Genomic DNA, 20,579 nt, shown 5'->3' with positions numbered 1-20,579 from the left:
CATAGGGTTGCGGCAAGTCCTTGCCAAGGCGAACCGGAGCCACCGCCTACCTTTTCCGCCAGGAATCCTTAACTGGCAGCCGGGGAAAACCGTCGCATCCGAGCAAAACCGCTAACTCGATGCCAAATCTAAGCTCGAACTGCGGCAAAAAACGGTCGAAAGGCGCAAGCACAGGGCGGACGATACTTCGGTCGGGCACACTTTTGTTTTCGCGATCCTCCGCCGAAAGGAGGGCATTGGCTTCGATGAAAGGCATCGCTGCCACGGCGCGCATAGCGATCGCGGGCGGCACGCCGGGAAACAGCGCCAACGCTTCGTCGCGATCCGGAGCGGTCGGGCCGACGATGATCTCGTGCTGGCCGGTGTTCGTGATGCGGTAGCGGCCGTCCCAGATCGCCGTATTGCCCGCAGGAAGGTGCAGCGGCAGTATGCCGCGGTTTTCGCGGACGAGATAAAGCCCGTCGCGGCGCCGGTCGAAGATCACCCGGCCGGCAGTGATGCGGCCCGGCTGGCCGCCGTCGAGAAAGGCCATGAGCCGGTCCATGCTCTCGCTGCCGAGCGCATGCGCCCTGCCCCCGAGCACCGCGGCGAGGAGCGACAGTGCATGACGGCGTGACGTCTCGTCCCCCTGCAGGCCCGCTGGGGCAAGATGCGCCAGAACGCCCTGGCGGATGGTCAGATGCTCCCGCACAAGCCGCGCCGCCTCGTCGGAAAGCGCCGTCCGCCGCGCAGCGGCCATGGCTTGGGCGGCGGCGTCGAACCGATCCTCCTGCGCCAGCTGTCCGCGGACCCGCACCCGCTCGTAATGCGGATCGAGATTGCTGGGATCGTCGATCCAGCCCAGCCCTTCCCTGGTCAGGAAGTCACGGATATCGGATCGGCGCGTCTCAAGGAACGGGCGCAAAAGCCACCGGCGGCGATCGAGGAGCACCGCGTGGGCCATGCCGGCAAGCCCGGAATTTTCATCGCCCTCGCCGCGGGCCGCACGCATCGCGATCGTTTCGGCCTGGTCGTCGAGCGTATGCCCGGTAACGATTGCCGTCGCATCGACCGCGTCGGCGACCTCGAGCAGCAGCCGGTAGCGCGCCTCGCGGGCCGCCGCGGAGATGCCGGTCCGCGGTTTCTCGCCTTCCCACCGGCGGATGAAATGCGGAATACCCAGTCGGCCGCAAAGGGCTGCCATGGCATGTGCCTCGTCCGCCGATCCGGACCTCAGCCCATGATCGATCGTCGCCGCGAAAAGCGACAGGCCGGAGCCGGGGAAATTGGTTTTCGAAAGGGCGACCAGAAGCCCGCAGGAATCGCTGCCCCCGGAAATCGCCACGAGAAGGCGCGCTGGTCTGGCGAGATCGGCGATCAGCCGTTCGGCCGCCTGTTCGGGCGACAGGATCTTCGGGCCCGCGGTCACCAGAAAACGACGCCGCGGATCAGCAGGCCAGGCGCTTCTGTTCGCTGCCCACCTTGGCGAGCACGGCCTTCGGCGCGCTCGGATAACGCCGGGTGACTTCCTTGAGGGTTGCGCAAGCCGTGTCGGTATTGTCGAGTGCGGCAAGCGACATGCCGAGCTTCAGCAGCATTTCCGGCGCCTTCGGCGACTTGCCGTAGGTCTGGTGCGCGTTGAGGAAAGTCTTGGCGGCGTCGTTGTATTTTCCCTGGGAATACTGCGATTCACCCAGCCAGAAGCTCGCATCCGCCACCTTGGCGCCCTTCGGATAGGCGGCCAGGTAACCGTTGAATTCCTTCTCGGCGAGCGGATAATCGCCGGCCAGTACGTGGTTGTAGGCGGTCTGGTAGGCATCGTTCTCGCTGCCGAGCGACGCGGTCTGCTGCGGATCGGTTCTGCCCGTCGGTGCCGGCGTCCTGCCGGTCGTCTGCGGGCCGGTCTCGACGCCCGGAAGCCCGGCGGCATTGTTGGCCCGGTCGTTGCGGCCTGCGCCACGCGGATTGCCGTTCTGGTCGAGATCCATCGAACCGAGCGTCGTCGGAGGCGGCGCGCGGCCGGGTGCGGTTGCCCCGCCGACGCCCTGACCGGACGGCGATTCGATGATCCGAGCGACATCGTCGGAGGACTGCGCGGGAGCGGTCGTCTGCGGCAACGGGGGCTGGGCGGCGGGAGCGCGGTTGGACGCCACGGCCGGTTTCCCGGTCGCGTCGTCCACTTCGGTGCGCTTCTTCTTTTCCAGGTCCTGGAAGCGGAATTCGTTGTCTTCCTGCGTCTTGCGCAGCTGCTCCTGCATCTGCAGCAGCTGAAAACTCATTTCCTCGATCCGGCCGTTCAACTGCCGGACCTCTTCCTGGAGCTGCTGGATACGGACGGCATCATTGCTCTGCGCCAGAATGACCGGGGGCGGAGTGGTTTCCCGCGGCTGTTCTGCAGCAGGCTGATTGCTGCCCTGGAAGAGTTTCGGCAGCGACAAAGCCCCGGCCGGGGCGCTCGTCGCCATCAGCCCCAGCATCGCTGCCAAGACAAGTTTCTTCATCTTTGTCCGTCCTGCTCTTTAGTCTGCGCCGGATTGGCGCGAGAGGAGATTTTTCCAACTGCCGGCAAAAAGCAACCGAGCTCCCGGTCAAAAATCCCGGAAAACAGGGCTAAACTATGGAAAAAACAAAAAGGCGGCCCGAAGACCGCCTTTTATATCGAGCCTGTGGCTCGGATCACATACCAGCGCCGCCGAGGACGGTGACCGCGCGACGGTTCTGCGACCAGCAGGAGATGTCGTCGCAGACGGCAACTGGGCGTTCCTTGCCGTAGGAGATGGTCTTCAAGCGATTCGCCGGAACGCCGCGCGAGGCGAGATATTCCTTGGTGGCGGCAGCGCGGCGGGCGCCGAGCGCCAGGTTGTATTCGCGCGTGCCGCGTTCGTCGGCATGGCCTTCGACGGTGATCGCGTAGTTCGGATAACGCGCCAGCCACTGCGCCTGACGGTCGAGCGTCTGCTGAGCGTCGGCGCGGATCGAAGTGCTATCGGTGTCGAAAAAGATGCGGTCGCCGACATTGACGGTGAAGTCCTGGGTCGAACCGGGCGTTGCAGCGCCGGCGCCGTTGAGACCGAGCTCGCCGGCATTGTTCGGCAGGTTCTTCTTGTTGGCGCAGCCTGCGAGCGCAAGCGCCACAGTCAGGGCGATAACGGCAGGATTGCGGGCGAGGATCTGCATGCGGCTCATCGCCGAAGTATCGATGCGGCTCATGGCCGGTCTCTCCTTGATCAGTAACTTTCAGAGTTTCCAGATTCTAACCGGGTTGGGTTAACCATGATCAAATTCTTATGGTTAACAAAATATTCCCGGTGTCCCTTTTCGTTCATTTTCAGCAGATTGGGGCGGGAAAGAGGCGGAAATCCGCCTCTTTCATCAACGCGCCCTATTCGAGCAGCGGCGACCAGGCAGGATCCGAACCGTAGGAAGGTGTCTTGACCTGGAGTTCGTTGTAGCCGGTCAGGTCGATGGAATAGAGCTGCGGACCGCCGGCGCCGGCATTCTGGCGGAAGAACATCAGCACGCGGCCGTTCGGCGCCCAGGTCGGGCCTTCGTTGTGGAAGCCGCTGGTCAGGATGCGCTCGCCGGAACCGTCAGGCTTCATGACGCCGATCGAGAACTTGCCGCCCGACTGCTTGGTGAAGGCGATCAGATCGCCGCGCGGCGACCACACCGGCGTCGAATAGGACCCGTCGCCGAAGGAGATGCGGGTCTGGCCGGAACCGTCGGCATTCATCACGTAGATCTGCGGACGTCCGCCGCGGTCGCTTTCGAACGCGATGCGCCCGCCATCCGGTGCGTAGGAGGGCGATGTGTCGATCGCCGCCGTCGAGGTAAGCCGCGTCGTGGTGCGCGAGCGCAGGTCCATCGTATAGATGTTGGAATTGCCTTCCTGCTGCAGGCTCATGATCACCTTCTGGCCGTCCGGCGAGAACCGCGGCGAGAATGTCATGCCCGGGAAATTGCCCACCACTTCGCGCTGCCCGGTCTCCAGTTGCAGCAGGTAGACCCGCGGCTGGTTGCCCTCGAACGACATGTAGGTGACTTCCTGCCGGCTCGGCGAGAAGCGCGGCGTCAGCACGATATCCTTGGTGTTGGTCAGCATGCGGACGTTGAAGCCGTCCTGGTCCATGATCGCCAGCTGGCGCTGGCGGGCGGTCTTCGGCCCGCTTTCGGAGACGAACACGACGCGGGTATCGAAATAGCCGTTCTCGCCGGTGATCTGCTTATAGATCGCATCGGCGATGATATGCGCGACGCGGCGCCAGTTTTCCGGCTGGGTAAAGAACTGCTGGCCGGTCATCTGGCTGCCGGCAAACGTATCCCACAGCCGGAACTCGGCGCGCAGGCGGCCGTCGCCTTCGCGGGTGATACGGCCCGTCACCAGCGCCTGCGCATTGATGACCTTCCAGTCCTCGAAACGCGGTGCCTTGTTGGGATCGGCGATCTTTTCGATGAAGGCGCTTTTGTTGATCGGCGCGAAAAGCCCGGAGCGCTGCAGGTCTGCGGCGATCACCTGGGAAATCTGGGCACCGAGATCATTGTTCGACAGGAAATCCGTCACCGCGATCGGCAGCGGCTGAATATTGCCCTTGTTGATGTTGATCTCGACGACAGCGTTGGCCGGGGTCGCGGCCATCAATGCCGTCAACATCCCCGCGGCCACCATCACGGCGCGAAAAAAAGAACTCTTGATCATTGAAACAAGCCTTTCAGCTTAATACGAGAGTTTCGGGGCAGGTTCCGTTTCATCTGTTTCTGCATCGGTTCCATACCTGCCGGCTCACAATGCGAACTCCGACGGATCGAAGTTCAGCACCAAAACATTCCAGCCCTTTTCGCCCTGGTATTTTTCGACCGGCAAATTCTTGAGCGGGGCGGATTTCATGAGGGCGCGGCGCGTGCTGCCTTCGACCGCGCGCCGGGTTCCTTCCGGACCGCCGGTGGCCGTCACCTCAGGATCACCGACGATATTGCCGGACTGATCGAGCTGCACCCTGATCTTCACGCGCACTTCCGAGACGCCGGTCAAGCCGCCGACGAGCGCCCAGTTGCCCTGGATCTGCCCCTTGACGTTGTCGATCTCGCTGGAGCTCAGGCCGACGCCGATGGTCTTGGTATCGCCGCGGGCGGCCACCTGGGTGGAACGCTTGGCACCGCCACCCGATGCCTCCTGCTTGTTCAGCAGGGCTGCGATGTCGTCTGCATTGAAATCGCTCTGCATGGAGGACGACGACTTGGCGGTTTCCTGCTGCTTGCCTTCCTTCTTGTCGGATGGCTTGACGGATGCGGTCGCCTTGTTGTCGGTCTTGGCCGTCTCGGCTGCCTTGGCCGCATCCGGCTTCGTCTCGGCCGGCTTTTCAACGGGCTTGGCCTGCTCCTTCGGCGGTTCGGGCTTCGGCGGCTGCGGCCTGGAGGCGGGCGTCGGAACCGCCTGCGGCAGTTCACCCGTCTCGGACGTGTTTTCGCTCTGTAGCGGCACGGCCGTCGGCTTGGCGGCCTCCGGCTTTGGCGGCGTAGGCTCGGGCTTCGGCGGGGTCGCTTCCGGCTTCGGTGGCGTGATTTCCGGCTTGGGCTGCGGCAGTGCGGCCATCTCGGTCGGCTTCGGAGCCGTCTCTTCCTTGACGATGTCCTTGACCTGGTTCTGTTCCGGCGTCGGGGTAGGCGTCGGCCGTTCCACCGGCTTCGGAGCAGCCGTGGTTTCGGTCGGCTGCGGCTTGGTGGTCGGCGTCGGAGGTGTCTTCAGGTCGACGTCGTTCTCGCCCGCGTTCTGGGCGTTCTCGACGATCTTCTGGTTCTTGGTTTCCTTGGGGGAAGGCTTCTGGCTGGCAGGCGCCTTCTTGTCACCCTGCTGGGTCTGGGTGATCGATTCCACGGAGACGATGTCGACGGGAAGCGCGTCCACTTCGGCCACGTCGAAAGTCGCGGGCGCGCTCAGCGAAACGAGCGCCAAGCCGAGTACCAGCGTGTGTAGGACCAGCGATGTGCCGAGACTGACCTTCATGGCGCCGCGATCACTTCTCCTGTTCCTGCAGGGTCACGAGGCCGATATTCTTGTACCCGGCAGAAGAAATGCGGGCCATGACCTTCATGACGACGCCGTAGGCCGCGGTCGTATCGCCGCGCACATAGATACGTTCGTTATAGCCTGTGGTGGCGATCGCCTGAAGCTTCGGCACGATCTCGTCGAGGCCGATCGGCGTTTCCTGCAGGTAGATTTCGCCCTTCGGATTGACCGAGACGGTGATCGGCTGGGTATCGGCGTTCATCGCCTTCGCCTGCGTTTCCGGCAGGTCGATAGGCACGCCAACGGTCATCATCGGTGCCGCCACCATGAAGATGATGAGCAGCACGAGCATGACGTCGACAAGCGGCGTCACGTTGATTTCGCTGATCGCACCGCTGCGACGACCGCCGCGCCTGCGACGACCGCCACCCGATTTTGCTCCTCCGGCCGACATACCCATGAGACGTTACTCCTTGAGCCCGAGAGGCCTTTTACTGCGCCGCCTGGCGCGGCTGCAGCTTCTCGTCGATCTGGCGCGACAGGATGGCGGAGAATTCGTCCGCGAAACCTTCCATGCGGCCAGAGAGCTTGCCGGCGTCGGCGGTGAACTTGTTGTAGGCGATGACCGCCGGAATAGCGGCGACCAGGCCGATCGCGGTGGCGAGCAGCGCTTCGGCGATACCCGGTGCGACGACGGCGAGATTGGTGGATTTCGATCCGGCGATTGCCTGGAACGATGTCATGATGCCGACGACCGTGCCGAACAGACCGATGAACGGACCGGCCGAGCCGATCGTCGCCAGCGACCCAAGGCGCGCCTCATAGGTTTCCGCTTCGCGCGACATGGTGACGTCCATCGCCCGGTCGATACGCATCTGCAGGCCGATCGGCGAACGCGCGCCGCGCTCGAAGCTCTTCTTCCACTCGCGCATGGCGGCGACGAAAATCGCGGCAAGACCGGTGTTCGTCCGTTCCGACAGGGTACGGTAAAGTTCTTCCAGCGACTGGCCGGACCAGAAGACCTGCTCGAACTGGTCGAACTGGCGCTTGGCCTTGCCGAAGCTGATATACTTGTCGATCACGATCGCCCAGGTCCAGATCGATGCGCCGATGAGACCTATCATCACCAGCTTGACGACCAGACCGGCCTGCATGAACAGCGACCAGAGGCTCACTTCGCTCGCCGCTGCCGCCAAACCTACCTGTTCCATCTACTATCCCCGAATCCAAACGCCCGGCTTTAAGGACCGGGCGGTTCAAAAGCGCTCTCGCGAGTATATCTTTGACCGCTGGATGCGCTTAGCCCTAACCCCAAGATACCCTGAGCTTCAAGCTTGGCTTCTCGCTTTCAATTTTGGTCAAAGGAAGGCGTGCGTTGCACAAATTCCTCATGTCTCAGTAAGACACCATTATCGTTAACGAAAGGTTTAGGCGGGCCTTGCAATCGCGAGTTCCCAGATCACTTGAAGTTGGAACAAGGAAAGCCGGCAACTTCCAACTTAGTTTTTTCTCATTCACGGGTTATGACACTGTCAGAATCGGATTCTCGGGGACACACCATGTGGCGCGCAGTGTTGATAGCCTTGACGATGTTGATCGCGGTGCCGGCCCATGCCGCCTCGTTCGACTGCAAGGGCGTCCCCTCGCCCGATGAACTGATAGTCTGCAACGATCCTCTCCTTTCGGCGCTGGATACGCAGCTTCCGCGGGTCCAGGAAAAGGCCGAACAGGAGAAAAGGGCGGAGACCCGCCAGGTTCTGCGCGACTTCACGAGCGACCGATCATCCTGCGGCTCCAACCGCTCCTGCGTTCTGAGCACGTATATTGCGGTCCTTGGAGAACTCGGCGGCGCCAAGAGCATCCCCGCGGACATCACTGCCAGCACGATCGCGGGCGGGCGGGCCAAGCCCTCCCCGACATTGCCCGCGAAGATCGGCCAATGCTCCGTCACCAACGTCACCGAGGTCCACCCGCGGGTGGGCCAGGATCCCATCAAGGACGAGGATTACGACGCCGGAACCGGCATCGAATATGCCAATGAGGGCTATCAGGTTTCCTATGCCCGCGAGGAGGCGCTGATTGCCTCCAAGCCCGGCGACAAGGTGACCATGTGCCTGATTGCCATTCCCAAACGCTGCCCGCAGGGCGACGACCGGGGCCGCGAATATTTCGTCACCAACGCCCGCACCGGGCAGAGCTGGGCAATGGCCGATTCGCAGCATGCCTGCGGTGGCCCATAGGCCCGGGTCTAGACCGGGTTCACCTGCTCGGCCGGACGCCCGAGAAACTTTTCCGCCACGCTCTCCGGCAGCCGGCGCGGACGCCCGTGCCTGTTGATGACGGCGATCACCACTTTTGCGGCGATCAGCAGCGTTTCGCCCCGGCGGATCTCCTGGTTGAGCACCATCTTGGCGCCGCCCGCCTTTTCCGTCACGGTCTGGATGATCAGGATGTCGTCCATGCGGGCCGGCTGCTTGAAGTCGATCTCCATCCGGTGGACGACGAAGACCAGCCCTTCTTCGTCGGCGGAAAGCAACGCGCTCTGTTCGCAACCGAGGCAACGCAGATAGTCGGTACGGCCGCGCTCCAGGAAATGCAGATATCGGGCGTGGTAGACGAGGCCGGAAAAATCCGTGTCTTCATAATAGACGCGCTGGGCCAGCCGATGGCCGCCTTCCATCAATTCGCCCGATAACAAAAAATTGTGTTCCTTCATGGCTTTGCCTTGGAAATTCCCTCTACTCCACTGGATAAGCGCGCAATGCCGCCCCAGTTTTGACGTGCTGTCACATATCCTCCCTATCAGGAAATAGGTCGAAAACCAGCGGAGAGTAACTCATGAAGATTGCAGTCCTGGGCGGCGACGGCTTCGTCGGCTGGCCGACATCGCTTCACCTGTCGGACGCCGGCCACGAGATCCACATCCTCGACAACCTCTCCCGCCGCTGGATCGATACGGAGCTTGGCGTCCAGTCGCTGACGCCGATGGACAGCATCCAGGAACGCACCCGAATCTGGCATGCCGAGACTGGACGCCGCATTCATTTCCATCTGATCGATCTCGCCAAGGACTACGAACTCCTGAAGGGCTGGCTTTCAAAACATCGCCCGGACGCCATCATCCACTTCGCCGAACAGCGGGCCGCGCCCTATTCGATGAAGAGCGACCGGCACAAGAACTATACCGTCAGCAATAATGTAAACGCCACCCATAACCTCTTGAATGCGCTGGTCGAACTCGATCTCGACGCGCATCTCGTGCATCTCGGCACGATGGGCGTCTACGGCTATTCGACGGTCGGAGCGGCGATCCCGGAAGGCTACCTCCCGGTCGGCATCGAAACGGCCGACGGCCGCACCGTTTCCCAGGAAATTCTCTATCCAAGCAATCCCGGCTCGATCTACCACATGACCAAATGCCTCGATCAGCAGCTCTTCCAGTTCTACGCGAAGAACGACGGATTGCGGATCACCGACCTGCACCAGGGCATCGTCTGGGGCACCCACACCGAACAAACCCGCCGGCACACGCAATTGATCAATAGATTCGACTATGACGGAGATTACGGGACGGTCTTGAATCGTTTTCTCATCCAGGCGGCGATCGGTTATCCCCTCACCGTCCACGGCACCGGCGGCCAGACCCGCGCCTTCATCCACATCCAGGATTCGGTCCGCTGCATCGAGATCGCACTGAACAATCCGCCCGCCCGCAGCAGCCGCGTCGAGATCTTCAACCAGATGACCGAGACCCACCGGGTGCGCGATCTTGCCGAGATGATCGCCCGGATGAGCGGCTCCAAGATCGCCTGGCTGCCGAACCCGCGCAAGGAAGCGTCGGAAAACGAACTGGTGGTGAAGAACGAAAAATTCCTCGGCCTCGGCCTCGAACCGACGACACTCGGCGAAGGACTGCTCGGAGAGATCGTCGACGTCGCGAAGAAATACGCTTATCGCGTTGACAGATCACGCGTTCCGGCCGTCTCCGCCTGGACGAGGGACATCGCCGCGAAGGTGGAACATGACCCGGAGGGCGTGAGGTTGAAGTCGGTGTCGTGAGGAAATGAGGTTTGCGCCGCATCGCCCGTCGGGGCCTTCCCTATCAAACAGGCCTGCTGTGCGGATAGTCGGAAGGTTGTGCCGTATGGCCCCCTCATCCGCCTGCCGGCACCTTCTCCCCGGTGGGGAGAAGAGGTATGCCGCACGCATTTCCTTCAACCAAATGCGCCGGCAGATGGGGTCGCGGCCCATCCGCGAATCTCTTCTCCCCTCGGGGAGAAGGTGCCGGCAGGCGGATGAGGGGGACTGCGGAACAGCAGCCTTGATCCTACGGAAGTCTGCTCCATGACCAACGCCTTCGTCACCCTGGTCACCAATGCCGACTACGCCATGGGCGCCACCGCGCTGGCCCGCTCCATCCGCCGCACCGGCACGCAGGCCGATATCGTCGTCCTCCACACAGGCGGCGTCGAGCGCTCCACCCTAGCCCCGCTCGAAGCCCTCGGCTGCCGGCTGGTCGAAGTCGAACATCTGCCCCTCTCCGAAGCCTTCAACGAACGACATGCGCGAAAAACCCTCCACGGCGCCGCTCCCTTCACCAAGGGCCGCAAGCCGGTTTTCCACACGCCGCTCGACAATTTCTGCAAGCTTCGGCTCTGGCAGCTCACCGACTACGAAACCTGCATCTTCATCGACGCCGACGCGCTGGTGCTGAAGCCGATCGACAAGCTGTTTTCCTATCCGGAATTTTCCGCAGCCCCGAATGTTTACGAAAACCTCTCGGACTTCCACCGCCTGAACTCCGGCGTCTTCGTCGCCAAACCTTCCGCGGAGACATTTGACAGGATGCTTGCGGCGCTCGACCAGCCGAACGCCTTCTGGCGGCGGACGGACCAGACGTTTCTCGAGACCTTCTTCCCGGATTGGCACGGCCTGCCGGTCTTCATGAACATGCTGCAATACGTCTGGTTCAACATGCCCGATCTCTGGAACTGGGAAAGCATCGGCGTGCTGCATTACCAGTATGAGAAGCCGTGGGAGAAGGATCACCCGAAGGCCGACCGGCTGCGGCCGCTGATCGACCTCTGGCATGCCTTTTACGGGGATCGCGAAATCCCCGCCCTCTCCAGCCTGCCGAAACCGGGAGAGACGCCATGAAGGTGCTGATATCGGGCGGAACGGGCCTGGTCGGCCGCTACATCGTCGAGGGCCTCATCGATGCCGGATATCAGGTGATTGTCGGAGGGCGCAGCCCGCCGACGCCTGGCTTCTTTTCCAAACCTGTCGAGTTCGCACCCCTTTCGCTCGATCCCGCCCTCGACCAGATCGAAGCTTTCGACGAGGCCTATTTTTTCGTCCATGCTGCCTTCGACCATTTGCCCGGAAAATATCGCGGCGGCGAAGGCGATGATCCCGATCGTTTCCGCCGGCTGAACCTCGACGGCACCGTCAAGCTGTTCGAGACCGCCAGGAAGGCCGGCACCCGCCGGGCGGTCTTCCTCTCGAGCAGGGCCGTCTATGACGGACAACCGACCGGAACGGTGCTTCACGAAGACCTGCCTTTGAAGCCGGACGGGCTCTACGGCGAGATCAAACTCTGGGCCGAGGGAGCACTGGCGGAGCTCTCGGCCCCCGGCTTTGCCACCTCGTCTCTCCGGCTCACCGGCGTCTACGGCAATCTGCGCCCCAATAAATGGGACGCTCTCTTTGCGGATTACCTGGCGGGCCGGCCGGTTCCGCCGCGTGCGGGAACGGAGACACATGGTCGCGATGTCGCCGCCGCCGTTCGTCTCATGCTGGAAACAGAGACCGGCAAGATCGCCGGCCAGGTGTTCAATGCTTCGGACATACTGACCGATACCCGCGAAATCCTCGGCCACCTGCCGGGGTCCCATCACAACCTGCCACCGTCGGCCGATCGCAGCGCTGTCAACGTCATGTCGACGGACAAACTGAAGGCGCTCGGCTGGCAGCCGGGCGGCGCGCCGCTCTTGCGGCAGACGATCGCGGATCTTGTGGCCGCTCTCAATGCGACTGCGTGAACCGCCGCATCTTTGCTTCGTTCTTTGCCTTTTCGATCGCCTTCTTGTGCTCCTCGGCCCATTTCTGGCCCGCATCGCCGCCCCAGAGCAGCCAGGCGATGTAACCGGTCGACGGATTTTCGTCGTCGCCAAAATTCTCGGCACGCTTGTCCGCCTTGTGGCGGGAAAAATAGCTCACCATCCGCCGCACCGTCTTTTCCGAGATCAACTTGCGGTTCTTGAGGTCCCGGGCTCGCGCTACCCCGACCATCGTGCCGCCGCGGCGATGCTGGGAGCGGAGCTTCAAGCCTTTTTCAGCGGCCTGCGCCACTTCGGCGGGCGGGACGTGATCGGGGATCTCGTTATCCATGGGTCTTCCTCAGCTCGGACTCACTCTTGAGAACGCGGTCGCCGTCTTCCTGGCGGATGAGGAACGCGGGCTCATCGGCATCCGCCTTGCGCTTGATCGTCTTGCCCTTGATCTTGCGCTCCACGTCGCTGGTGAATTTCTGGGCGACTTTGCCGTTGGCCTCGGATCGCCCCCAGGTCCACGCGACCTCGTTTCCGATCTCGATCTTCTGCATGGCGTTCTCCTTTCGGGGAGAAACGGCAAGCGATGCGCAGATGTTCCAGCCGGAATGCGGGCGAGCGGAAATGAAGCTCGCTTTGCCCGCGCCAGCCGACGATCGCCGGTGGCGAGCGCTGAAGTCCGACCGAATGCGGAAAAAAGATCGAACTTAAGATTTCAGGTCGAGGTCGCCGTCGCGCCAGACGAGGTGGCGCGGACTGATCGGCAGGTTCTCGATCTCCTCGGCGATGAAGTAGGGCGGGATGTCGAGCGCCCTCAGCGCCGCAGTCGTCGCCGGTACCCATTTGAATTCCAGATCGTGCTCGTCCCTGATCCGATGGACGATGTCCGTCGGATGAAAGGGAAAGGTCTGCGGTATGTCCATCAGGTAATAATAACCGAGCTCATGCCAGTCGCGGTCTTCGTAGTGGAAGAAGTTCTCGACCGACCAGAGCAGCCGCCCGACCGTCACCTCGGCGCCGATTTCCTCGACCATCTCGCGTCTGAGAGTCTCTTCCGATGTCTCGCCGATTTCGGCCCGCCCGCCCGGAAAAGTCCAGAAGGCCTCGTCCACGGCGCGATGCACCAGCACATGACCGTCCCGGAACCCAAGCCCGGCAATCCGCATCTGGAAGATACGCTTGCTCTTGGTCTTGATACGGATGCGAGTGCGCGCCATGCGGTTTACCCCAGTTCAATCACGACGATTTCCGGCCTCGAGCCTACTCTCACCGGCAGGATGGAACAGCCGAGGCCCCGGGACACGATGAGATCACGCTCCCCCTCACGATAATGTCCGGCCGGATAACGCCGCGAGCCCTGCGATGCGGCGGCGGGCCGCCAGCCCAGGATATTGATCTGGCCGCCATGGGTATGACCCGAAAGCGTCAGGCTGACCCTCTCGCTCACCTGCGGAAATATGTCCGGCTCATGTGCCATGAGCAGTACCGGCGAGTCATCGTCAATCTGCGCGAGCGTTCCCGGAAGATCGTCGATGCCCCTCATCATCGTCCGCTTGAAGTCTTTGCCGGGGCGCAGAGCCATCTGGTCGCCGAGGCCCGCAAGCCAGAACGAGTGGCCGTCTTTCTCCAGCCTGACGGCCTCGTTGATGTAGGTCGGTATTCCAACCGCCCTCAGTGCAGCCGCCGCGATATTCTCGGCGAGGGGATCTCTCTGGAAGCGAAGATCCTCCCAATGGTCGTGATTGCCGAGCACTGCATGAACGCCGAGCGGCGCTTTCAGCACCGAGAACACCTGCGACCAATCCGCCGACGGGATATGCTCGGTCGCCAGGTTCATTCCCGACACGTAATCGCCGAGCAGCAGGATGACATCCCCGTTCAGCGCATTGGCCGCCGAACAGATCGACCCGATCCGATCGAGGCTCATCCAGGGCTCGCAGGCGTGGATATCCGCAAGGACGACAACGCGCAGCTTCAATCCCGGCGTCCATCGCCTGGGCGTGACGGCATATTGCGTCAGCCGAGGCCGTGCCATCACCTCCACGAAGGGATAGGCGACCAGAGCGAACAGGGTCGCTACTCCTCCGGCGAAGGCCTTGAGCAAAGTCCGCCTTGTGAGCACTATTCATCCTCGAGATTCATCCGGAATTGCGCGGCCTCGAGATCCTTCGGCGGCTGCATTCCCAGATGTTTCCACGCGTTTGCGGTCAAAACGCGGCCCCGCGGCGTGCGCTGGATGAAACCCTGCTGGATCATGTAGGGTTCGATGATGTCTTCGATCGCATCGCGCGGTTCCGACAGGCCGGCGGCGATGGTTTCGATGCCGACCGGTCCGCCGCCGAAATTGACGGCGATCATGTTGAGATAGCGTTTGTCGAGCTGGTCCAGGCCCATATTGTCGACCAGCAGCCGGGTCAGCGCCTCGTCGGCGATCTCCTTCGTCACCGCCTCGGCCTTCGCTACTTCGGCGAAATCGCGCACCCGGCGCAAGAGTCGCCCGGCGATGCGCGGCGTGCCACGGGCGCGGCGGGCGATCTCGCGGGCGCCTGCATCGGTCATCGAAAGGCTCATCAGCCGCGCACCGCGCCGGACGATCAGTTCCAACTCATCGACCGTGTAGAAGGACAACCGGATGGGAATGCCGAACCGGTCGCGCAGCGGCGTGGTGAGCAGACCGGCCCGGGTGGTGGCGGCAACCAGCGTGAACTTCGACAGATCGATCTTCACCGACCGCGCCGACGGCCCTTCGCCGATGATCAGGTCGAGTTGGAAATCCTCCATCGCCGGATAGAGGATTTCCTCGACCGCCGGATTGAGCCGGTGGATTTCGTCGATGAAGAGCACGTCCCGCTCTTCGAGATTGGTGAGCAGGGCCGCGAGGTCGCCTGCCTTGGCGATGACCGGGCCGGATGTCGAGCGGAAATTGACGCCGAGTTCCTTGGCCATGATCTGCGCCAGCGTCGTCTTGCCAAGCCCCGGCGGACCGACGAACAGCACGTGATCCAGCGCCTCGCCGCGGTTCTTCGCCGCCTCGATGAACACCTTCAGGTTGGCGCGCGCCTCCGCCTGGCCGGTGAACTCGTCCAGCGACTGCGGGCGCAGCGTCGTATCCAGGTCTTCGCCCCGCTTTTCCGGCGTTATCAGGCGGGCGGGTTCACTCATGCGAGAAGTTCCATTCCGGGGACGCGCGAAGCGGCTTTCTTATCGAAAGTTTTAATGGATTTGCATCCCTCTTCCAGCGAGCGGCCGGCGATGAGGGCATCAGCGAAATCCACGTTCGTATTTTCAACCTGCCGAAGCGCAGCAACGACAAGCGCATGGCTTTCTATCACAAGCCCGCGCGTCTGCAGCAACTTCCCAATGGCAAGTACGACTTCCTTTTTTTTGAAGCCATACCGCGATCGCAGGGCCCAATCGAGTTCAAGCAGACTGATAAGCGTTACGAATGCGGTATATTCCCGGCCCAGTCCTTTTGCGAACTCTTTCGCTGCTGCCATTTGCTGTGGGTCATCTGCGACCAGCGTTCGCACAATGACGTTGGTATCCAGCCCCAGCAACGTCATTCCGCTGCATCCGCTTGTTCATCGTCGCCGATGTCAAGGACATTGGCTCCGCCAGCGGCCAGCACGGCTGCGTCGATTTCCTCCAATGTTGCTGGCCCGTTCGGCGGATTACCGAGAAGACCGACAAGGTCGCCGAAATCGATATTCTTCGGTGTAATCACGATATCTCCGTTCACCACCGAATAAACAACTTCATCTCCCGGATGCAAATTGATCGCCTCCCGCAGGTCTTTCGGTATCGTCAGCTGCCCCTTGGCAGAAAGCGTAAGCGTCCAACCCATAGCACGTTCCTCCGATAAAGCTGCGATTGGAGGAAATAATACGATTATTCCGACAAACTCGCAAATCTTCCACTCACCGAGCCAGTTCCTTCAGCCCCAGCCGTATGAGCCTTGCACTATCGCCCCCCTCACCGCCGTTCTTGAGCGCCGCCGCAACCGCGTTCGCGGCCTGGTCTCGCGAATAACCGAGATTGGTGAGCGCCGAGACGGCATCGGCGACCGGTGCTGCGGCCACACCCTCGCCAAGCTCCTGCTTGAGGCCGATATTGCCCGAAGCCTCGCCGGCAAAGGCGGGCGCCTTGTTCTTGAGTTCGGTGACGATACGCACCGCGACCTTCGGCCCGACGCCGGGCGCACGCGAGACAGTGGTCTTGTCCTGAAGGGCGATGGCGTTGGCAAGCTCGGAGGGCGTCAGCGTCGAGAGCACCGCGAGCGCCACCTTGGCGCCGACGCCCTGCACGCTCTGCAGCAGGTTGAACCATTCCCGCTCCAGCGCGCTCAGGAAGCCGAAAAGCTTGAACTGGTCCTCGCGGACATAGGTCTCGATGAAGAGGACCACCGCTTCGCCGACCGACCCCATCTTCGACAGCACCCGCGACGAGCAGAAGACCTCGTAACAGACGCCATGAACGTCGACGAGCACATAGTCGTCGCCGATCTCGTCGATAGTGCCTTTGAGCTTGCCGATCATGAAAGATGTCCGTCAGGGATGGGTTTCGGGGGAGATGATGTCGAGCGAAGGGAAATAGGCGCGGTAACGGGCTGCATCACGGGTCAGGAGACGATGGGAGCGGACCGCGGCATGGGCGCCGATCAGGAAATCCGGCAGGGTCCGCTCACGAAGCCCGCCGGCTTTGCGATACTGCATATGCGCCAGTCCAGCCCGATAGGCCGCTGTGAACGGCAGCATTTCGCGCGCAAGGTTAAGCTTCGACAACAGAAGCATCAGCTTCTCTTCGCTCGGCGCCATGCTGGCAAGCTCAGCCCAGACGATCGGCGTCAGAATGAACTGCGTCTCCGCCTTCAACGAGACCAGCATATTCGACGACCATTCCTTGAATGGGTTATCCGGGCCGAAAACGTCGATAAACACATTGGTATCAATGAGAACCGATGTCATCGCGAGGCCCCCTCAAGAATTCCATAAATTCGTCAGCCGTCATACCCCCCGTATCGAAGGTGCCGGATCTGCTCTTAATCCATGAGGCAAAATCGTCCGTGGACTGGTTTTCGCCGTTGGATACGACGACCAATCGCGCGCCTCTGTCGTCGGCGACAAAGTCCACCTCCGAACCCGGTCCGATCTTCAATCGGTCGCGGATTTCCTTGGGGATCGTAACCTGGCCTTTTTCGGTGACGCGCATGGTAATACCTCTCAGGTATTACCTATCGCCCAAACAAGAACAAGTCAAGAACAAACTAGCCGGCGAGCGCGGCGCGCATCCGCTGGCCACCGCGGTTATGGGCGTGGCAGATGGCGATCGCCAGCGCGTCCGCGGCGTCGTTGCCCTTGAACTCCGCCTTCGGCATCAGGATCTTCAGCATCATGTGGATCTGCTGCTTTTCGCCGTGGCCGACGCCGATCACCGCCTTCTTGACCGCGTTCGGCGCATATTCGGCGACGGGCAGCCCGGCCCTTGCCGGCACCAGCATGACGACCCCCCTCGCTTGGCCGAGCTTCAGCGTGGCGACCGCATCCTTGTTGACGAAGGTCTGCTCCACGGCCGCCTCGTGCGGCTGGTAGGCATGCACGACTTCCGCGAGCCCGTCATGCAGCTGGCAGAGGCGGGAGGCGAGGTCCATATCGCCGTCGGAGGTCACGGTCCCCGAGGCGACGAATTTCAGGCTGTTGCCGAGCGTCTCGATAATGCCCCAGCCGGTGCGCCGAAGCCCCGGGTCGATGCCGATAATGCGAATCGTGCCTGTCATGCCCATACCCTATCCTGATGCCCCAACCAGTGCCATGAGAATGTGAACAAACCGAAAACGGGAATGGAGGACCGTTTACCCGTCGGTAACCATGTCGGAAAGGTTTGCCCCCTTTCGGGTCGCCGGTCGGCAACGCCCCTGCGCCTCGCGCGTTGCAAATCGCGGCTTGGACGCAATGTGAGGAGGCAGCCATGACAGGCAGACATCATTCCCTATCCGTCAAGGTGATCGGGCTTGTGCTGGCGCAGAATGGGATTCTCGCGGGGCTCCTCTTTTACGTCGCCGACGAACTGACGCCCTTCGAGATGCTGGGCATCGCCGCGTCGCTGATAACGCTGACCCTCGTCACCATTTCCCTTGCCGGTGCGCTCATCAATCCGCTGCGCACCATCGCGGGAAGCGTCTCGGAGGTCGCCGCCGGCAAGACGGCGGTACCGCGCGAACATCTGGCCCGCACCGATGAAATCGGCTCGATCTCCCGGGCGCTGGAGCAGCTCTGCCGCAATCATCTCACCCGGCTCGTCAAGGACGAAGAAGCGCGCGAGCGGCAGGAAGCGGAGGCGGCGCAAGCTCGCATGCGCGATCTTGAGGCCGCCGGAGAGGAGGCGCGCGACCTGAGGACAGTGGTCGAAGCGCTTGACGGAGGCCTGCGGCGTCTGGCGGTCGGCGATCTGACTGTCCGGATCGATATGCCGTTCCCCGACAGATACGAGGGCCTGCGTGCTGATTTCAACCATGCCCTGACGATCCTGGAGGACGTGCTCAGCATGATCGGCAGCTGCGCCCACGGCCTCCACACGGACTGCGCCGAGGCTCGCGACGAACTGGCGAAAACCGCCGAGGCCGGTGGCCGGCTGACGGCAACCATCGCCAAGACGGCTGCGGATGTCGGCAAGCTTGCCGAAACGCTGAGGGTGCGAAAGATGCAGGCCCAGCACGCGGCCGAGATCGCCAGCAATGCCCGGCTCGACATACGGCCGCCGAAGGAGATGATAGAAGCCGCAACGGTGGCGATGGAGGCGATCCGCAAGGCGTCGCTCAGAATCGAGCCCGCCACCGCAACGATCCGGGAGATCGCCTTCCAGGCCAATATCCTCGCCCTCAATGCCGGCCTCGAAGCGGCCCGTTCCAGCGAGGCCGAGATCGACTCCAAGACCGTGGCGGAGGAAATCCGCGGACTTGCCGAGCGGGCAGCCGAGGCGGCCAAGGAAATCTCCGGCCTGTCCCGAAGGTCGGCGGAAGCGGCCGAACTCGGCGGCAGGTCTGTCGAGAACGCGGGCGGAGAACTGGATGCGATGACGATCTACGCGGATGCCTTGCACGATCACGCGGCGGCACTCGCGGCAAGCTCGGGCAAGGAGATCGAAGCGGTCGCAGCCGTCAGGACCACGATGACGACGCTTGCCAAGGCGAGCCGCGACCAGATCGGCGCGCTGGATGCGCTGACGACAAAGCTCGGCCGCATGAACCGCGATATCGGCGCGATCGACCATCAGGCAGGGCGCTTCACGCCCGTCACGATCCTCCACGCAGAGGGAGTGGCGGTACCGGAGAGCCTCAAACCCGCAAAACCCGGCTCGCACCTGCGGCTGGTCAAATCGTGATGCCGGGGGCTCCGCTGCGCGCCTTTTCCGGGCGCTTCTTTTTCTGTCGGCCGCAGGGTCGTATTCCTGGACGAGGCTGCCTAGATAACTGGAACACCCTGTCAGTTATTCCGCCTTCAGGACGCGCCGATGATCCCCTTTTCCATTCTCGATCTTTCACCCGTCGGTGAAGGTTATTCCGTGAGCGATGCGCTCGACCAGTCCCGCCGCCTGGCGATCAAGGCCGAGGAGCAGGGCTACAAACGCGTCTGGCTTGCCGAGCACCACGGCATGCCGGGCATTGCCAGTGCCGCAACCGCGATCGTCATCGCCCATGTGGGCGCCGCCACCAAGACCATCCGCGTCGGCTCCGGCGGCATCATGCTGCCCAACCATTCCCCTCTCGTCATCGCCGAACAGTTCGGCACGCTGGAAGCGCTGTTACCTGGTCGCGTCGATCTCGGTCTTGGCCGGGCGCCTGGAACCGACATGCGCACCGCGAGCGCCCTTCGCCGCAATCTCGATGCCGGCGCCGAAAGCTTTCCGCACGACATTCTGGAACTGCAGCGCCTGCTCGGCACGCCCGAAAAGGACCAGAGCCTGCTCGCCGTCCCGGGCATGGATTCTCATGTGCCGATCTGGCTGCTCGGATCGAGCGTCTACAGCGCCCATCTCGCCGCAGCCCTCGGCCTGCCCTATGCGTTTGCGTCGCATTTCGCGCCTGACATGCTGATGGAAGCGATCTCGATCTACCGCGACCGTTTTAAGCCGTCTCTCCAACTCGACAAGCCCTACATGATGGTCGGCGTCATGGGCGTCGCGGCAGAAACCGATGCCGAAGCGGAGCGCGCCTTCACCTCGTCGCAGCAGCAGTTCGTCAATCTGCGCAAGAACGTCCGCAGCCGGTTCCCGAAGCCCGTCGACAGCATGGAAGGTTTCTGGACGCCGATGGAGAAGATGAACGTCGAGCACACGCTGCGTTACGCAGCGGTCGGCTCCGTTGCGACGGTCGAGGCAAAGCTCAGGGATTTCCTGGGAGAAACCGGCGCCGACGAACTGATCATCTCGATGCCGATCCACGATGTCGACGCACGGCTGCGCTCGGTCGAATTGTTCGCGACGCTGCCGATGATGGAAAAGGTGAAGGCCTGAAACAAAGGCGGGCTGGTCCTGCCAGCCCGCTCCGTAAA

At 62.4% G+C, this 20,579-nt stretch carries 25 protein-coding genes; 6 read left to right on the top strand and 19 right to left on the bottom strand.

What is annotated here, in order from left to right:
- Positions 1 to 46: 46 nt before the first annotated feature.
- The 7 genes from tilS to tolQ all read right to left on the bottom strand — a co-directional run bounded on the left by tilS (position 47) and on the right by tolQ (position 7,194).
- Positions 47 to 1,408 carry a tRNA lysidine(34) synthetase TilS gene (tilS, locus tag C5J26_RS01710; protein ID WP_245441023.1) on the bottom strand — a complete coding sequence of 454 codons (1,362 nt, stop codon included), beginning with the start codon at positions 1,406 to 1,408 and terminating at the stop codon, positions 47 to 49.
- Positions 1,409 to 1,427: 19 nt separating this feature from the next.
- On the bottom strand, positions 1,428 to 2,480 hold the full coding sequence (ybgF, locus tag C5J26_RS01705; RefSeq protein WP_105400252.1) for a tol-pal system protein YbgF: 1,053 nt from the start codon (positions 2,478 to 2,480) through the stop codon (positions 1,428 to 1,430).
- A gap of 175 nt (positions 2,481 to 2,655) precedes the next feature.
- A complete protein-coding gene (gene pal, locus C5J26_RS01700) occupies positions 2,656 to 3,189 on the bottom strand; it encodes a peptidoglycan-associated lipoprotein Pal (RefSeq protein ID WP_046666774.1) in 534 nt (177 codons plus the stop codon).
- 172 nt (positions 3,190 to 3,361) lie between these two features.
- Entirely contained in the window at positions 3,362 to 4,675 is a 1,314-nt protein-coding gene (gene tolB / locus C5J26_RS01695; RefSeq protein ID WP_038544862.1) for a Tol-Pal system beta propeller repeat protein TolB, read from the bottom strand.
- Positions 4,676 to 4,759: 84 nt separating this feature from the next.
- Positions 4,760 to 5,980, bottom strand: a complete 1,221-nt coding sequence (locus C5J26_RS01690; protein WP_105400251.1) for a hypothetical protein — start codon at positions 5,978 to 5,980, stop codon at positions 4,760 to 4,762.
- A 10-nt stretch (positions 5,981 to 5,990) separates the two neighbouring features.
- Entirely contained in the window at positions 5,991 to 6,443 is a 453-nt protein-coding gene (gene tolR, locus C5J26_RS01685; RefSeq protein WP_046634957.1) for a protein TolR, read from the bottom strand.
- Positions 6,444 to 6,474: 31 nt separating this feature from the next.
- On the bottom strand, positions 6,475 to 7,194 hold the full coding sequence (tolQ, locus tag C5J26_RS01680; RefSeq protein WP_037076986.1) for a protein TolQ: 720 nt from the start codon (positions 7,192 to 7,194) through the stop codon (positions 6,475 to 6,477).
- A gap of 348 nt (positions 7,195 to 7,542) precedes the next feature.
- On the opposite strand from tolQ, the gene C5J26_RS01675 reads away from it, so the two are divergent.
- Positions 7,543 to 8,223, top strand: coding sequence for a lysozyme inhibitor LprI family protein (locus tag C5J26_RS01675; protein ID WP_105400250.1), 681 nt, complete (start codon positions 7,543 to 7,545; stop codon positions 8,221 to 8,223).
- A gap of 8 nt (positions 8,224 to 8,231) precedes the next feature.
- Here the strand turns inward: C5J26_RS01675 and ybgC are convergent, their stop codons facing one another.
- Complete coding sequence (ybgC, locus tag C5J26_RS01670) at positions 8,232 to 8,699, bottom strand: tol-pal system-associated acyl-CoA thioesterase (RefSeq protein ID WP_046666777.1); 468 nt, start codon at positions 8,697 to 8,699, stop codon at positions 8,232 to 8,234.
- A gap of 122 nt (positions 8,700 to 8,821) precedes the next feature.
- On the opposite strand from ybgC, the gene C5J26_RS01665 reads away from it, so the two are divergent.
- From C5J26_RS01665 to C5J26_RS01655, 3 genes are all read left to right on the top strand, one after another.
- Positions 8,822 to 10,042, top strand: a complete 1,221-nt coding sequence (locus tag C5J26_RS01665) for an NAD-dependent epimerase/dehydratase family protein (protein ID WP_105400249.1) — start codon at positions 8,822 to 8,824, stop codon at positions 10,040 to 10,042.
- Between the two features lie 285 nt (positions 10,043 to 10,327).
- Positions 10,328 to 11,140 (top strand): glycosyltransferase, encoded by an 813-nt coding sequence (locus C5J26_RS01660; protein ID WP_105400248.1) that lies wholly within the window; start codon positions 10,328 to 10,330, stop codon positions 11,138 to 11,140.
- Positions 11,137 to 12,024, top strand: coding sequence for an NAD(P)-dependent oxidoreductase (locus C5J26_RS01655; RefSeq protein WP_105400247.1), 888 nt, complete (start codon positions 11,137 to 11,139; stop codon positions 12,022 to 12,024). The genes C5J26_RS01660 and C5J26_RS01655 overlap by 4 nt, the downstream gene beginning before the upstream one ends.
- Here the strand turns inward: C5J26_RS01655 and C5J26_RS01650 are convergent.
- The 11 genes from C5J26_RS01650 to ruvC all read right to left on the bottom strand — a co-directional run bounded on the left by C5J26_RS01650 (position 12,008) and on the right by ruvC (position 17,806).
- Positions 12,008 to 12,373: a hypothetical protein gene (locus C5J26_RS01650; RefSeq protein ID WP_105400246.1), complete on the bottom strand. Its 366-nt coding sequence runs from the start codon at positions 12,371 to 12,373 to the stop codon at positions 12,008 to 12,010. The genes C5J26_RS01655 and C5J26_RS01650 overlap by 17 nt on opposite strands.
- Positions 12,366 to 12,587: a DUF2945 domain-containing protein gene (locus tag C5J26_RS01645; RefSeq protein ID WP_105400245.1), complete on the bottom strand. Its 222-nt coding sequence runs from the start codon at positions 12,585 to 12,587 to the stop codon at positions 12,366 to 12,368. The genes C5J26_RS01650 and C5J26_RS01645 overlap by 8 nt, the downstream gene beginning before the upstream one ends.
- A gap of 153 nt (positions 12,588 to 12,740) precedes the next feature.
- Positions 12,741 to 13,250, bottom strand: a complete 510-nt coding sequence (locus C5J26_RS01640) for an NUDIX hydrolase (RefSeq protein WP_105400244.1) — start codon at positions 13,248 to 13,250, stop codon at positions 12,741 to 12,743.
- 5 nt (positions 13,251 to 13,255) lie between these two features.
- Positions 13,256 to 14,155 (bottom strand): metallophosphoesterase, encoded by a 900-nt coding sequence (locus tag C5J26_RS01635; RefSeq protein ID WP_105400243.1) that lies wholly within the window; start codon positions 14,153 to 14,155, stop codon positions 13,256 to 13,258.
- The gene (gene ruvB / locus C5J26_RS01630; protein ID WP_046634939.1) at positions 14,155 to 15,195 is read right to left on the bottom strand and encodes a Holliday junction branch migration DNA helicase RuvB; all 1,041 of its coding nucleotides are present in this window, start codon (positions 15,193 to 15,195) and stop codon (positions 14,155 to 14,157) included. Before ruvB ends, C5J26_RS01635 begins: the two co-directional genes overlap by 1 nt.
- Complete coding sequence (locus C5J26_RS01625) at positions 15,192 to 15,596, bottom strand: PIN domain-containing protein (RefSeq protein WP_105400242.1); 405 nt, start codon at positions 15,594 to 15,596, stop codon at positions 15,192 to 15,194. Before C5J26_RS01625 ends, ruvB begins: the two co-directional genes overlap by 4 nt.
- Complete coding sequence (locus C5J26_RS01620; protein WP_105400241.1) at positions 15,593 to 15,877, bottom strand: AbrB/MazE/SpoVT family DNA-binding domain-containing protein; 285 nt, start codon at positions 15,875 to 15,877, stop codon at positions 15,593 to 15,595. Before C5J26_RS01620 ends, C5J26_RS01625 begins: the two co-directional genes overlap by 4 nt.
- A gap of 73 nt (positions 15,878 to 15,950) precedes the next feature.
- The gene (gene ruvA / locus C5J26_RS01615) at positions 15,951 to 16,568 is read right to left on the bottom strand and encodes a Holliday junction branch migration protein RuvA (RefSeq protein WP_038544898.1); all 618 of its coding nucleotides are present in this window, start codon (positions 16,566 to 16,568) and stop codon (positions 15,951 to 15,953) included.
- Positions 16,569 to 16,580: 12 nt separating this feature from the next.
- Complete coding sequence (locus C5J26_RS01610; protein WP_105400240.1) at positions 16,581 to 16,997, bottom strand: type II toxin-antitoxin system VapC family toxin; 417 nt, start codon at positions 16,995 to 16,997, stop codon at positions 16,581 to 16,583.
- Positions 16,978 to 17,241: an AbrB/MazE/SpoVT family DNA-binding domain-containing protein gene (locus C5J26_RS01605; protein ID WP_105400239.1), complete on the bottom strand. Its 264-nt coding sequence runs from the start codon at positions 17,239 to 17,241 to the stop codon at positions 16,978 to 16,980. Before C5J26_RS01605 ends, C5J26_RS01610 begins: the two co-directional genes overlap by 20 nt.
- 55 nt (positions 17,242 to 17,296) lie before the next feature.
- Entirely contained in the window at positions 17,297 to 17,806 is a 510-nt protein-coding gene (gene ruvC, locus C5J26_RS01600) for a crossover junction endodeoxyribonuclease RuvC (RefSeq protein WP_105400888.1), read from the bottom strand.
- A gap of 191 nt (positions 17,807 to 17,997) precedes the next feature.
- Here ruvC and C5J26_RS01595 point away from each other — a divergent pair, with 191 nt between their 5' ends.
- Both C5J26_RS01595 and C5J26_RS01590 read left to right on the top strand, forming a co-directional pair.
- Positions 17,998 to 19,410, top strand: coding sequence for a methyl-accepting chemotaxis protein (locus tag C5J26_RS01595; protein ID WP_105400238.1), 1,413 nt, complete (start codon positions 17,998 to 18,000; stop codon positions 19,408 to 19,410).
- A gap of 129 nt (positions 19,411 to 19,539) precedes the next feature.
- On the top strand, positions 19,540 to 20,541 hold the full coding sequence (locus C5J26_RS01590; protein ID WP_105400237.1) for an LLM class flavin-dependent oxidoreductase: 1,002 nt from the start codon (positions 19,540 to 19,542) through the stop codon (positions 20,539 to 20,541).
- The last annotated feature ends 38 nt before the right edge of the window (positions 20,542 to 20,579 follow it).

The organism is Neorhizobium sp. T7_12 (genome assembly GCF_002968535.1).
GTDB lineage: Bacteria > Pseudomonadota > Alphaproteobacteria > Rhizobiales > Rhizobiaceae > Neorhizobium > Neorhizobium tomejilense.
This window is presented reverse-complemented; position numbering and strand designations above follow the sequence as displayed.